The organism is Nonomuraea sp. NPDC050790 (assembly GCF_044456745.1).
In the GTDB taxonomy this organism is placed as follows: domain Bacteria; phylum Actinomycetota; class Actinomycetes; order Streptosporangiales; family Streptosporangiaceae; genus Nonomuraea.
This window is the reverse complement of the sequence record NZ_JBITGF010000005.1, coordinates 178,227-191,388: the sequence shown is the minus strand read 5'-3', so window position 1 is coordinate 191,388 and position 13,162 is coordinate 178,227. Positions and strand designations below refer to the sequence as shown.

At 70.0% G+C, this 13,162-nt stretch carries 14 protein-coding genes; 6 read left to right on the top strand and 8 right to left on the bottom strand.

Going from position 1 to position 13,162, the window contains the following annotated elements:
- Positions 1 to 10 precede the first annotated feature (10 nt).
- Complete coding sequence (gene uvrB, locus ACIBEJ_RS26200; protein WP_397185462.1) at positions 11 to 2,119, top strand: excinuclease ABC subunit UvrB; 2,109 nt, start codon at positions 11 to 13, stop codon at positions 2,117 to 2,119.
- A gap of 761 nt (positions 2,120 to 2,880) precedes the next feature.
- Entirely contained in the window at positions 2,881 to 3,714 is an 834-nt protein-coding gene (locus tag ACIBEJ_RS26195) for a hypothetical protein (protein ID WP_397185461.1), read from the top strand.
- A gap of 239 nt (positions 3,715 to 3,953) precedes the next feature.
- Here the strand turns inward: ACIBEJ_RS26195 and ACIBEJ_RS26190 are convergent, their stop codons facing one another.
- Positions 3,954 to 4,496: a hypothetical protein gene (locus ACIBEJ_RS26190; RefSeq protein ID WP_397185460.1), complete on the bottom strand. Its 543-nt coding sequence runs from the start codon at positions 4,494 to 4,496 to the stop codon at positions 3,954 to 3,956.
- A 199-nt stretch (positions 4,497 to 4,695) separates the two neighbouring features.
- On the opposite strand from ACIBEJ_RS26190, the gene ACIBEJ_RS26185 reads away from it, so the two are divergent.
- On the top strand, positions 4,696 to 5,571 hold the full coding sequence (locus ACIBEJ_RS26185; protein ID WP_397185459.1) for a serine protein kinase RIO: 876 nt from the start codon (positions 4,696 to 4,698) through the stop codon (positions 5,569 to 5,571).
- 11 nt (positions 5,572 to 5,582) lie between these two features.
- On the opposite strand, the gene ACIBEJ_RS26180 is transcribed toward ACIBEJ_RS26185, so the two are convergent.
- From ACIBEJ_RS26180 to ACIBEJ_RS26155, 6 genes are all read right to left on the bottom strand, one after another.
- The gene (locus tag ACIBEJ_RS26180; RefSeq protein WP_397185458.1) at positions 5,583 to 6,206 is read right to left on the bottom strand and encodes a class I SAM-dependent methyltransferase; all 624 of its coding nucleotides are present in this window, start codon (positions 6,204 to 6,206) and stop codon (positions 5,583 to 5,585) included.
- Between the two features lie 27 nt (positions 6,207 to 6,233).
- Complete coding sequence (locus ACIBEJ_RS26175; protein ID WP_397185457.1) at positions 6,234 to 7,010, bottom strand: MauE/DoxX family redox-associated membrane protein; 777 nt, start codon at positions 7,008 to 7,010, stop codon at positions 6,234 to 6,236.
- Positions 7,011 to 7,019: 9 nt separating this feature from the next.
- Positions 7,020 to 7,616: a cell wall protein gene (locus ACIBEJ_RS26170; protein ID WP_397185456.1), complete on the bottom strand. Its 597-nt coding sequence runs from the start codon at positions 7,614 to 7,616 to the stop codon at positions 7,020 to 7,022.
- 12 nt (positions 7,617 to 7,628) lie between these two features.
- Positions 7,629 to 8,075, bottom strand: coding sequence for a hypothetical protein (locus ACIBEJ_RS26165; RefSeq protein ID WP_397185455.1), 447 nt, complete (start codon positions 8,073 to 8,075; stop codon positions 7,629 to 7,631).
- 323 nt (positions 8,076 to 8,398) lie between these two features.
- Complete coding sequence (locus tag ACIBEJ_RS26160) at positions 8,399 to 8,971, bottom strand: Uma2 family endonuclease (RefSeq protein WP_397185454.1); 573 nt, start codon at positions 8,969 to 8,971, stop codon at positions 8,399 to 8,401.
- Between the two features lie 57 nt (positions 8,972 to 9,028).
- Positions 9,029 to 9,640 carry a hypothetical protein gene (locus ACIBEJ_RS26155; RefSeq protein WP_397185453.1) on the bottom strand — a complete coding sequence of 204 codons (612 nt, stop codon included), beginning with the start codon at positions 9,638 to 9,640 and terminating at the stop codon, positions 9,029 to 9,031.
- A gap of 199 nt (positions 9,641 to 9,839) precedes the next feature.
- Between ACIBEJ_RS26155 and ACIBEJ_RS26150 the strand changes: the two genes are divergently transcribed.
- From ACIBEJ_RS26150 to ACIBEJ_RS26140, 3 genes are all read left to right on the top strand, one after another.
- Positions 9,840 to 10,658: an SDR family oxidoreductase gene (locus ACIBEJ_RS26150; RefSeq protein ID WP_397185452.1), complete on the top strand. Its 819-nt coding sequence runs from the start codon at positions 9,840 to 9,842 to the stop codon at positions 10,656 to 10,658.
- Positions 10,659 to 10,765: 107 nt separating this feature from the next.
- Positions 10,766 to 11,692: an alpha/beta hydrolase gene (locus tag ACIBEJ_RS26145; protein WP_397185451.1), complete on the top strand. Its 927-nt coding sequence runs from the start codon at positions 10,766 to 10,768 to the stop codon at positions 11,690 to 11,692.
- A gap of 70 nt (positions 11,693 to 11,762) precedes the next feature.
- Positions 11,763 to 12,557 carry an alpha/beta fold hydrolase gene (locus ACIBEJ_RS26140; protein ID WP_397185450.1) on the top strand — a complete coding sequence of 265 codons (795 nt, stop codon included), beginning with the start codon at positions 11,763 to 11,765 and terminating at the stop codon, positions 12,555 to 12,557.
- On the opposite strand, the gene ACIBEJ_RS26135 is transcribed toward ACIBEJ_RS26140, so the two are convergent.
- Positions 12,546 to 13,133, bottom strand: coding sequence for a DUF4126 domain-containing protein (locus ACIBEJ_RS26135; RefSeq protein ID WP_397185449.1), 588 nt, complete (start codon positions 13,131 to 13,133; stop codon positions 12,546 to 12,548). The genes ACIBEJ_RS26140 and ACIBEJ_RS26135 overlap by 12 nt on opposite strands.
- Between the last annotated feature and the right edge of the window lie 29 nt (positions 13,134 to 13,162).

The window sequence follows — 13,162 nt, the reverse complement described above, 5'->3', positions numbered from 1 at the left end:
CAGTGGCAGCATGCGACCGGTCACAGATTTGCAGCGCAAGGTGGCGCCCTTCGAGGTGATCACCGAGATGACTCCCTCGGGCGACCAGCCCACGGCCATCGCCGAGCTGGAGCGCCGCGTCACGGCCGGTGAGAAGGACAACGTGCTGCTGGGCGCCACGGGCACCGGCAAGACCGCCACGATCGCCTGGCTCATCGAGCGCCTCCAGCGGCCCACGCTGGTCATGCAGCCCAACAAGACCCTGGCCGCGCAGTTCGCGAACGAGCTGCGCGAGATGCTGCCCAACAACGCGGTGGAGTACTTCGTCTCCTACTACGACTACTACCAGCCCGAGGCGTACGTCCCGCAGAGCGACACCTACATCGAGAAGGACTCCTCGATCAACGACGAGGTCGAACGGCTGCGCCACTCGGCGACCAACTCGCTGCTGACCCGCCGCGACACCGTCGTGGTCGCCTCCGTCTCGTGCATCTACGGCCTGGGCACGCCGCAGGAGTACGTCGACCGCATGGCCAGGCTCAAGGTCGGCATGGAGGTCGAGCGCGACCAGCTCCTGCGCCGCCTGGTCGACATGCAGTACACGCGCAACGACCTGGCCTTCACCCGTGGCACGTTCCGGGTCAGGGGCGACACCATCGAGATCATCCCGAAGTACGAGGAGCTGGCCGTACGCATCGAGATGTTCGGCGACGAGGTCGAGAAGCTCGCCACGATGCACCCGCTGACCGGCGAGGTCATCACCGAGGACGACGAGCTCTACATCTTTCCCGCCTCCCACTACGTCGCCGGCGAGGAGCGCATGGCCAAGGCCGTCGCCGGGATCGAGGCCGAGCTCACGGGCCGGCTGGAGGAGCTGGAGCGCCAGGGCAAGCTGCTGGAGGCGCAGCGCCTGCGCATGCGCACCACCTACGACATCGAGATGATGCGCCAGATCGGCACCTGCTCCGGCATCGAGAACTACTCGCGCCACATGGACGGCCGCGAGGCGGGCAGCGCCCCCAACACCCTGCTCGACTACTTCCCCGAGGACTTCCTGCTGGTCCTGGACGAGTCCCACCAGACCGTCCCGCAGATCGGCGCCATGTACGAGGGCGACGCCTCCCGCAAGCGCACCCTGGTCGACCACGGCTTCCGCCTGCCGTCCGCGCTGGACAACCGCCCCCTGAAGTGGGAGGAGTTCCTGGAGCGCATCGGCCAGACCGTCTACCTGTCGGCCACGCCCGGCTCCTACGAGCTGGGCCGGGTCAAGGGCGACGTCGTCGAGCAGGTCATCCGCCCGACCGGCCTGGTCGACCCCGAGGTCGTGGTCAAGCCCACCAAGGGCCAGATCGACGACCTGGTCCACGAGATCCGCGAGCGGGCCGACCGCGACGAGCGCGTCCTGGTCACCACGCTCACCAAGAAGATGTCGGAGGACCTCACCGACTACCTGCTGGAGCTGGGCATCCGGGTGCGCTACCTGCACAGCGAGGTTGACACGCTGCGCCGGATCGAGTTGCTGCGCGAGCTGCGCAGCGGCGAGTTCGACGTCCTGGTCGGCATCAACCTGCTGCGCGAGGGCCTCGACCTGCCCGAGGTGTCGCTGGTGGCCATCCTCGACGCCGACAAGGAAGGCTTCCTGCGCTCGGAGACCTCCCTCATCCAGACCATCGGCCGCGCCGCCCGAAACGTCTCCGGCCAGGTCCACATGTACGCCGACAAGATCACGCCCTCGATGGAACGGGCGATCGACGAGACCAACCGGCGCCGGGCCAAGCAGATCGCCTACAACGAGGCCAACGGCATCGACCCGCAGCCGCTGCGCAAGAAGATCGCCGACATCCTCGACTCGTTGCAGCGCGAGGACGCCGACACCGAGCAGCTCATGGGCAGTGGCCGCCAGCAGTCGCGCGGCAAGGCGCCCGTACCGGGGTTCGCGGCCAAGTCGGCCGGTCAGCATGCCAAGGCGATCGCGGGGGAGATGCCGCGGGCGCAGATGGAGTCGTTGATCGAGTCGCTGACCGAACAGATGCACCAGTCGGCGGCCGACCTGCAGTTCGAGGTCGCTGCCCGGCTGCGGGACGAGATCAAAGAACTCAAGCGGGAACTGCGTGACATGCGGGAGGCGGGGATCAAGTAGGCGCGGTCCCTAGCTGGTGCGGGGTTAGGGCATGGTCCCTCGCTGGCGCTCGGGGCTGTGACAGCGGGGCGCTGCCCCACACCCCGGGCGAGGGGGAACCCTCGCGCTCCCCGCGGGGTTGCCGGTGGGTGATGGCGCTGGGGTTCGGCTGGGCTTGGCGGCTGCTCTTTCGGTGGCCTCTGGTTGGCGCGTGCGCATGGCAGTGGGCGGTTGGCGATGGGCGGTTGGTGGCGCTCGCGGCTCGGCACTGGCCGAACCGCAGGGGCTCGGCTCTACGGTGACGTGGGCGCTCGTCCTTCACGACATTGCGGTTCGTCGGGCATCGTCACGTAGGCGGCGCCGTTGGGATGCCCTCTACGAAGGTGCCGCTGCTGGTGGACAGGGTGTCCCATACGGGTTTGACTCGGGTGTGGCGTGGGGCCGTGAGGGTTGGGTTTCACGGGCGGTTCTGGCGTGTCAGCCGGGTGGCGGAGCGGGTCGGGGTGTTTTGGGTTGCCGAAACTGGCCATATTGCGCTGCGCCCATCGCGGGGAATTCTGGGCGAGGAGGTTGCCCGGGTGAGGTGTTCCGGGAAGGGTGCTTGCGCGTGAACGTGGCTTTGAGCTGCGGGAACGCGCCGCTGCTAGGTTCTGGCTTGGGGCTCAGGGTGTCGGGTGTGACGTACGACACTCGGCGGTTCGGCGATATCGAGAATCAATAGTCCCACCGGTCACGGTAAACACAGCGTAATCTGGCGATCACCCTTCGAGAGGAGTCAAGCCATGTCCGGACAGCAGGTGTACGAGATGCCGCTGGAGATGGTCAGGTGGCACCCCAGTCTCGTTCTTGAGCTGATGTCCGTGGCGCAGGGCGGGCTGCCTACCGGGTATCGGGATGCGCGGCTTGTCCCTGAGAGTGAGGGTGTTCCGGAAGCTCCGGTGGTTGAGGTCACGGCGGCCAACGGGGAGCGGATCAGGGTGTGTCTGCGGTTTCCCCGGGAGTGTGACGGGCGGGGTGCCGCCGACGGTGGGCTGTTGATGGTTGTCTGTTTTGACGAAGAGGTGGCGGAGGGGTTCCGGCATGGGCTGGAGACCGTGGTGGTCGGGCCGCGGGATCTTCGGCGCTGGTACTCGTTGGAGAAGATCGCGGAGTCGCCGGAGCTTGCCACGCTCTGGGCGATCGCGTGTGGCGATTCTGAGGTTCGAGCTTGTGTTGCCAAGGCGCTGCTGGTGTTGAGGGATGAGCGTGGCGCCCACTATTACTCGTACTTGAGCTCTCGGCTTCCTGCTCCGGACCGGGCGAGGCTGGAAAACCTGCTGATGGGGGAGCGGTACCTGCTGATCGAGAACGCCGTCACCAGCCCCTTCTGGGACGCGGGGCGCTGGCAGGGGCGGCGGGAGACGTTGCGCTGGCTGCTGGATCATCGGGGGCTGAAGGTGGACCGGTTCCAGGACGAGGTCATCGACTCCTGCCGGCGTCAGGCCACGGTGCGGGAGTGGATGCGGCGGGCCCTCACTGCCTCGACTTCCGACGACGTGTTCACCGGGTACTACCGCGAAGATGCTCGCGTCCGGGCAGGGGAAGAGCCTGACCCCTGCGGAACAGGCCAAGGGTAGGCGAGCGCCAGGCCGCCATCGGGATGTACAAAGAACGGGCTTGGGCCGCTGAGATGGCGGAGCGCGCAACGCCAGTGCAGGTTCAGGAACGGGCTTGGCGCGGCGGGCAACGGGCTCGCGCCCGTTGAGACGGCCGAGCGGGCAACGCCTGTGCGGGTTGAGGGCGAGCGGGCGCCCGGGGTAGTGGAGCGGGCGCCCGGTAATGAGCGGGGAAGTGGCACGGGTGTGAGGGGAAGCGGTCAGGGGAGCTGGGTGGCCACCCATGGGGCCAGGTCGTCGTAGGTGGCGCCCTTGTTGATGCGGGCGCGCAAGCTCTGCGCCTGCGGGGTCGTGAACATCCCACCCGCCAGCACCAGCGGAAACCCGAGACGCCAACTGAGCAACGCCCGATCACTGTGCCGATGCGCGTTCCGCAGCACCGCCGCGCCCACCCGGACCGCATGCTCGTTCAAGGGCGGCACCCCAGGACGATCGGGCTCCCGAGCCGAATAACGGAAACCCTCGTCCAGATCACAAGGCGGACACCCCGCAGGCCCCCTGCCCCGCCGGTTCCCGCAGGCAGGGCAGGTCAGGCGGTCGAAGGCGCCGTCCACGACCCGCCACAGATAAGGCTTGATCTCGCCGACGATCATCTCGGCGAGGTCCGGGTCGTCGGGCAGGCCCTGTTCGGTCAGGAACTCCTGGTACCCGTCCTCCACGAGAGCGTCCAGCAGGTCACGGCAGCGGGCGCAGGAGGGGGCGCCGCCGTACTCGAAACAGCCGCATCGCGGGCACCGGTGCATCGGTCCAGCGTAGCCAGGGCTAATCGGGTTGCGGGTGGTGGAGGGGCTGGGCATACTCGTCGGAGCTTCGAGAGAGAGGGAGGTCGAGACCATGGCGAATGTCTTCCGCGTGCCTTTTTCCGCGTCCTCAGACCTCCCCACCGGTCAGCCGCCGACCTGATCGCCGCGCCGGTGGGCCTTCACTCTGGAGCCTTTCACCGTGCCGAAGCAGTACCGCAAGCGTGGCAAGAACGCCCTCGACGCCGACGACATCGAGTGGCTTGAGAACAATCACCGTGACGACGCCGAGCTCGACGGGCCGCCCGAGGGCGATCGCTGGTCCACCTGGGACCAGAGCGTGCCGACCGAGCGCGGGCCCCGGCCGTACCCGGAATGGCTGGTCACCGAGCTGGCCGCGGTCGACACCGAGCTGGGCGTGCTCAAGACCGGCAAGGAGGCCGACGTGCACCTCATCGCGCGCGGCGTGCCCGGCACCGACCGCCGGTGCCTGCTGGCGGCCAAGCGTTACCGGTCGGGCGAGCACCGGCTCTTCCACCGCGACGCCGGCTACCTGGAGGGACGGCGGATGCGCGACAGCCGCATGTCGCGGGCCATGGCGGGGCGGACGGCGTTCGGCAAGCAGGTGATCGCCGGGCAGTGGGCCGGTGCTGAGTTCGCCGCGCTGACCAGGTTGTTCGAGCTGGGGCTGCCGGTGCCGTACCCGGTGCAGATCGTGGGGACGGAGGTGCTGGAGGAGTTCATCGGCACCCCGGACGGGTATGCGGCGCCGCGGCTGGCCAACGTCTCCGACGACCTTCCCGGTCTCTGGGAGCAGCTCGTCGAGGCGATGGTACGGCTGGCGCACGAGGGCCTGGCCCACGGCGACCTGTCGCCCTACAACATCCTGGTCCACGAGGGCCGCCTGGTCATCATCGACCTGCCCCAAATCGTGGACGTGATCGCCCACCCGACCGGCCCCGAGTTCCTGGACCGCGACGCCCGCAACGTGGCCACCTGGTTCGCCGGAAAGGGCCTGATCCAGGCCGACCCGGACGAGCTGGCCGCCCTCCTGCGCAGGGAGGCCCGCGTGGGCTGAACCGGGGCCGCTCAGGCGCCGGCGGTGCCCATCACGTGGAACGCCCACGGCGTGCGCCCGCCGGGGAACAGGAACCGGTCGAGCCGCCCCACCCGCAACCCGGCGCGTTCCACGGCCGCGACCGTGTCCCGCCCGCAGTGGCAGCCGCCGAGCAGCCGCGGGCCCACGGTCGCGTCGATGACCCGCTGGGCGCGCTGGATGCCGGCGGTGTCGGCGCGTACGTGCTCCAGGAACCGGAACTGACCCCCGGGCGCCAGCACGCGGCGCACCTCGCGCAGCGCCGCGGCCTGGTCGTGCACCGAGCACAGAACCAGGCAGGACACCACCCCGTCGAACTCCCCGTCCGCCGCCGGCAGCCGCTCGGCCAGCCCGGCGACCACCTCGACGGGCACCGGCGCCCGCGCGGCCGCCTGCCGGGCGGCGGCGCGCAGGCGGGGCTCGGGTTCGACGGCGAGGACGTGGGTGACCTCGCGCGGGTAGTGGCGGAAGTTCATGCCGTTGCCCGCGCCGATCTCCAGCACACGGCCGCGGAGCGGGGCGAGCAGCGCGCGGCGGTTCTCGCGCATGCCGCCGCGCTCCATGGCGTGGCTCAGCCGGATGTAGAGGCGGGCGAAGATCGGGTGCTTGACGTCCACCCGTCCATCACACCACCCGGGCTGTGGTTAGTGGAGCGCCGGCTCCTCGACGAGGGCGACGCGCACGTCCGCGGGGGCGCCGCCGTACAGGGGGATGGAGAAGACCGCGGTACGGCCACGCGCCGCATAACTCGCGAACCGCAGCCCGCCCTCATCCCAGAAGTCCTGGATGTCCGAGGACAACTGGGCGGCGGCCGTGCAGTAGGCGGGGCTGCGGTAGAGGAGGCGCAGTGAGGTCTCCAGCGGGATCAGCCCCGGCTCGCGTACGGCCAGCGGACGCGTCAGCCGTACCAGAAGCTGCTTCGACGGCGTGAGCCAGTGGCGGTCGAGTTCGGGGGAGAGGGCCAGCAGGGCGAGGGCCTCGGCGGCGGCGATCACGAGCGCGACCGGTTCGATCGGGTACGGCCCGGCCGTCACCGCCAGCGCGCTCATGGCCAGCAGGAGCCCGGCGCGGGCGAACGTGCGCCACTCGATCCGCCGGCCGTGGGCGCCCAGGCAGCCGCAGGACGAGTCGGGCACGGCGATCGCGGAGTAGGCGAGGTAGGCGAGGAAGCCGGTGGACAGGGCGGCGGCGGCCGTACCCTCCCAGGGGGAGGACGGCGGCGCGAGCAGGACGCCCGCCACCGCGAGCTCGGCCACCGCCACCAGACGGAGCAGAGGGACCGCGCGCGCCGGGCCGAACAGCCGGGCCAGCGCCGTCCGGCCGGCCTGCGACCGCATCCGTCGGCTGAGCAGTTTCATCAGGGCCGCCCAGGCGAGGAAGGCGGCGATCACGTAGGGCTGCAGCGCGGCGATCCCTTGCATCACACGCTCCTAGTGCGGGGAGAAGACGGTGGCGATGTCGACTTCGTTGGTGTCGGGCCGCCAGGCGCCCAGGATCTGGACGTGCTGGCCGACACGCAGGAGCGACAGGTCGGCCGTCGGCGGGGCGTCGGAGTGGACGGCCACGGACCTTCCGGGCACGACGTGGCAGAGCACGTCCTTGCCGTTGTGGTCGAGGTGGACCTTCTCGTTGGTGATGTTCCTGACGTGGCCCTTGATGTTGACGATGTTGAGCCACACCGATTCGGCGGCGAGCATGCCGTCGGGCATGCGGACGCCTCTGGCGTACAGGCCGTCGCCGGGTTTGGCCTGGTCGAAGCCGACCGGGCCGAGCTTCCACAGACTCGTGCCGTCGACGATCCTGATCTGGTGGAAGACCATGTTCGAGCCGAGGACCATGAGCGTGTTGTCCTTGATGGCGCGGATGCGGCCTTCGGCGAACTCGGGGTCGGGGATTCCGGGTTCCGGCTGGTCCGGGGCGGCGGCGAAGGCCGCCTCGGGGCCGAGCGAGCCCATCGCGGTGGCGGCCACGACCGTGGCGCCGCCGCCGAGGAGCGCGGATCTGAGCATCTGCCTGCGCGTGGTCATCCTCAGCTCCCCTCAGGCCGTCGAGATCTCGCACGGGCGCAGGCCCGTGGACAGGCTGGCGATCCTGGAGTAGGCGGCCGGGGTGAGGTCGATCAGCCGGTTGCTGGCGCAGGTGGCGCCGCAGCAGCTTCGCTCACCACAGAACAGGTCGGTCTGCGGGCCGCAGTCGGCGATGGAGGTGACGACGCTGGCGCCGCCGCACAGGGACGTGGTCCGGTGGCGGAACCCGCAGGTCCGGCGGGACAGGGCGTCGCCGCAGCGGTCGGGGCGGGTGATGTTCCAGCAGGCGTCGGAGGTGTTGGGCCAGGCGTGCTGCAGGCTCCCGGAGTTGCAGGTGCCGCAGGCACCCTTGCCGGTGGAGCTGCAGGGGCCCCAGGCGTTCCCGCAGCAGAACCACGAGACTTCGCCTTGGACCGGGCCGAGTAAGTCGATGGGGTCAGTGGGCGTGCTGCGCACCATGCGCGTCCTCCTTGGGGGGTGAGGTGAGGGCCGGCGGTGCAGCGCTGCGATTGAAACTTTCCGACTCGATCTATCAATAGCATGTAAGGAAGTTTCGTCAACGCCCAAAAACGTGACGGCGCGGACCGAGGAGGCGATCGGTCACGACGAGCGGCCCGCCGCCGAAGCCTGGCCCGGCAGCGCCGGACCAAGCCCTGTCACTACTCACCCACTGCCACGACCTCGCCGCGGACGTCAACCTGCGGGCAGGGGCACAAGCCAGAATCGACCTCCGACGTCCGGCCATTCCGGCACCTGTTTCGCGTTGACGATCACACGCAGTCTCAGATGAGCTTGCCGTAGTCGAGATCAATCTCGACGTCGAAGCCGATGCTGGTACGCAGCACGCCGCGATGGATGCCCGTGGGGACATATGCCTTCATGGCCGGTTCGAGCTCGAAGGTGTAAGCGACCGCGACGCCGTCTTCATCCTCGATGCGCCAGAAGAACTTGATTCCGGCGTCGGCATACTTGCTCGGCTTGGTGGTCCGGTCCCGCTCCTCGGACTCCTTGGAGACGACCTCCACGATCAGGTGAACATCCTCCGGCTTGAAGGAGGTTGTCACGCTCATCATGGCGGCCCTGCTGACCAGCAGGATGTCGGGCTCCGGGCGTTGCCTGATGCCCAGGGTGACGGTCATCTCCCGGGCCACGGCCAAATGCTCGGGGAGCTGGAACCGCTGCTCCAGCAGGCGGAGGACAAGCATGTGAAATCTGGTCTGCGGCGACATCATGACGAGTGACCCATCGATCAGCTCGACGTGCTTGGGCGCGTCGGGGGGGAGGTGATCGAGCATGTCGGCGGTCCAGCCGTCCCGGGGGCCCGGATAGAACCACTCGGGGAGTGCGGTGGTCACAGTCCACCTCCTCTGAGGCCCTTACGCGACGACTTCATGATGTCACACAGAGTTAATTCAGATGGGCTCTTGGCGGTTCTGGATGGTCTTGCGGTAGAGGTCGTCGATCTCGTCCAGCGGGTCGGAGAAGGGGGCCGGGCGGCGGGCCTCGATCTCCAGGTCGGTGCGGCTGGAGAGGTCGTCGATGCCGCCCGAGGCGTGCTGGACCTGGGTGCGCATGAGGTCGGCGCGGATGCGGGCGCACATGGCCGTGAGCTTGGCCTGGTGCTCGCGCAGCCGGTCGGCCGTGACGTGGTCGACGACCGAGGAGATGCGCAACTGCTGAGCGTAGATGCCCAGTTGCTGGTCCTGGACCTCGGCCTGCTTGGCCAGTTCGGCCATCAGGTGGGGCAGGTCGCCCAGGCCCCAGCCCGACTGGTGGGCCTGGTCGATGGCCTGGCGGGTCAGCGCGACCTCGCGGCGCAGGTCGAGGCGGAGGCGTTCGATCTCGGCCGCCTCGCCGGTGCCCATCGCGTTGACGTGGGCGCTGAGCCGGGTCGTCGCCTTCTTGGCGGACTTGGCCGCCTTCTTGCCCAGCTTGACCATGAAAAAGATCGCCACCCCGCCGAGCACCAGGAACAGCAGGAAGACGACCAGCAGAATCGCGAAGATCGTTTCGATCGGAGGCACCTCCCGTGCACTGAGCATAGTCCGCCGAATCGGCCGGCATGAGGCTCAGCCTGATCGCGTTCTGTCGCTTTCCCCAACGTGGGACGGTGTCACCGTAGTTCCAGCCGCCGCGAATCCGGTAACCGAGCAAGCTCTTGATTGTGTACGCGGCCCTGTGGTTCAGTGCGTCCATTGTCCCGGGCAGCCTGAGGAGCCGCGCATGCTCGACGGGAAGGTCGTCGTCATCACCGGGGGAGCGCGCGGCCTGGGCGCCGCGGCCGCCCGCCGATGCGCCGCCGCGGGCGCGGGCGTCGTCCTCACCGACGTCCTCCTGGAGGAGGGTACGGCTGCCGCCAAGGAGATCGGCGCCCGCTTCTTGCCCCACGACGTCACCAGCGAGGACGACTGGGCCCGCGTCATGGACGAGGTCGGCCCCTTCCACGGCCTGGTGAACAACGCCGGGATCGTCTCCGCCCAGCCGATCGAGCGGACGACCGCGGCCGACTTCGAGCGGGTGCTGAAGGTCAACCTGACCGGCGTCTTCCTCGGCCTGCGCGCGGCGGCCGGGCCCCTGCGGGCCGCGGGCGGCGGCGCGATCGTCAACCTGTCGTCGGCGGCGGGCCTGTTCGCGCTGCCCGGCGCCGCCGGGTACGGCGCTTCCAAGTGGGGCGTGCGCGGACTGACCAAGATCGCGGCATTGGAGTTCTCGTCGGCCCGGATCCGGGTCAACTCCGTACATCCCGGGATGATCGTCACGCCGATGACCGAGCCGTTCGGGGGAACGCTGGAGGAAGGCGGCTTCCCGCTGGCGGCGGCCGGGCGGTGGGGCGCGCCCGAGGAGGTGGCCGAGGCCGTGGCGTTCCTGCTCTCGGACGCCGCCTCCTACATCACGGGCGCCGAACTCGCGGTGGACGGCGGCTGGACCGCGGGCGAGACCGCCCTGCTGGCCCGGCCCCCCGCCACCGCCCCTCCCGCGTCTCCTCCGCCACCTGCCGCCAACGCTCCCGAGCCTGGCCCGGCCGCGCCACCGGGGGCCTGACGTGGGCGTCGCGGTGCCAGGGAGCGTCCGTCACGGGCACAGGGTGGTCCGATATGGAGCTCAGGCGCGGTTGCGCGTGGGTCTGACGAAGGATGAGGAGGTACGGCGTGGCCGTTGACGAGGGCACGCGGTTGGTCATCGACGTGCTGACCGATGTCTTTCCGAAGATCGGCACCGAGGTGCTGGACGCCGCCGAGGCCAGGCGGATCCTGGCGCAGGCGCCGCCCATGGCGGCGGAGCCGTACCCGGTGGGCGGGGTGGAGGATCGGATGGCGGGCGAGATTCCCGTGCGGGTCTACCGGCCCGAGGGGGAGGGGCCGCATCCGGTGGTCGTGTACTTCCACGGCGGCGGCTTCACGCTCTGCACGCTCGACACCCACGACGGCGTCTGCCGCACGCTCTGCGCGGGCGCGAACGCGGTCGTGGTGTCGGTGGACTACCGGCTGGCGCCCGAGCATCCCTATCCGGCCGCCGCCGAGGACGCCTACGCGGCCACGATGTGGGCCTATGAGCACGCGGCCGAGCTGGGCGGGGACGCCGGGCGGCTGGCGGTGGCCGGGGACAGCGCGGGCGGGAACCTGGCCGCGGTCACCTGCCTCAAGGCGCGGGACGCGGGAGGCTCGCCGCCGATCAGCTTTCAGTTGCTGGTGTATCCGGTGACCGACGCGGCGATGGACACGCCGTCCCACCAGGAGAACGGCGAGGGATATTTCCTGACCAATGCGCACATGCGGTGGTACTGGGACAACTACCAGCCGGACCCCGCCCGGCGCGGCGAGCCGTACTGCTCGCCCATCAGGGCCGACACCCACGGGCTGCCGCCCGCGCTGGTGATCACCGCCGAGCACGACCCACTGCGCGACGAGGGCGAGGCGTACGCCGGCAAGCTGCGCGCCGCCGGCGGTGCGGCGCGGACGCTGCGGTTCGAGGGCATGTTCCACGGCTTCTTCGGCTTGGACGCCTTCCTCCCGGCCGCCAAGTCCGCCTCCGAGCAGGCCTGTGCGGCCCTGCGCGACGGCCTGGGCCAGAGATGAGCCCGAAGATGAGCCGGAAGACGAGCCCAGCACGCCACGGCTGAGTCGGCGGACGAGGTAAGGGAGAGGCATGCCGTACGCGCAGGTCACCGGGGACGTCCGGCTCTTCTACACCGACGACGGCGGCGGAGAGGCTGCCCCGCTGCTGCTGGTCCACGGGTGGGGCGCCGACTCACACCAGTGGTCCTGGCACCTCGACGCCCTGGCCGCCGAACGTCGGGTGATCGCCGTGGACCTGCGCGGCCACGGCTACTCCTCGGTCCCCGCCGAGGACAACACCCCGCGCCGCATGGCCGAGGACCTCGCCGCGCTGCTGGGCACGCTCGGCGTCCCGAGGGTCGTCGCGATCGGCCACTCGATGGGCGGCCAGGTCGTCTCCATCCTCGCCGTTGAGCATCCCGGCCTGGTCGAGCGGCTGGTCGCGGTCGATCCGGGGTACGGCGTCGCCCCCGAGGTGGCCGGGATGTTCCCCGGCACGATCGCGGCCCTGCGCTCGGAGCACGCGCACGAGGCGGCCGTCGAGATCGACCGCTGGTGCACCAACCGGCGCACCCCGGCCGTGATCCGCCGCTGGCACCGGCGCCGCCTGTACGGGATGGCGCCGCACGTGCTGGCCCAGGCGTTCGAGGCGATGTTCGTCCTGCCCGACTCGATCGGCGTACGGCCCGCCTCCGACGCCTACCTCGCCCGCAGGACCTGCCCGGTGCTGTCGCTGCGGTTCGACCCCGGTCAGGCGGCGTGGGAGGAGGGGCTGCTCAAGCACCCGGACTCGAAGGTCGTTGTCTGGGAGGGCGCCAGTCACCGTCTGCACGAGGAGCGCCCGGAGGAGTTCGTCGCTCTGGTGCTCGGCTGGCTAGCCGGGTGAGGAGCGGTTGCGGCGCCGCCGTACCCGTCTGATCACCCACCACGCGAGCACGGCCAGCGCGAGCAGCAGGACGATCACCAGCACCGGGATGAAGATCGCCACGAGGCTGACGCCGAGCGAGCCGGCGTCCTCGACGGTGCTCATGACGGGCGCGCCGACCCCGCCGGTGCCGACGTTGACGACCGGGCGGGCGGTGGCCTTCAGCGCGTGTACGGCCAGCGCCACCAGGATGCCGAGCACCCAGCTGATCCACGGGTTCTCGGTGAGCCAGGTGGAGTTGTCGAGTTCGGCGGCGGCCGAGGTGGCGCTGAACACCACGCCGCCCGACGCCGGTCGCACCGCGGTCTGGATCATGTCGTTGACGCTGTCCACGGCCGGGATCTTGTCGAGCACCACCTCGGCCAGCAGCAGGACGGCGAGGACCGCCAGCACGCCCCAGTTCGACAGCCACGCGTAGCCGTCGGGCAGCTTCACGGCGTCGGTGAAGTTGGCCAGCACCCCGACGACCAGCAGCGGGATGTAGGCGTTGAGCCCGGCGGCCGTCGACAGACCCAGGCCGGTGAGCGTGGCGAACATGTCACCAACCTAGCCCGCCGACGGCCGGT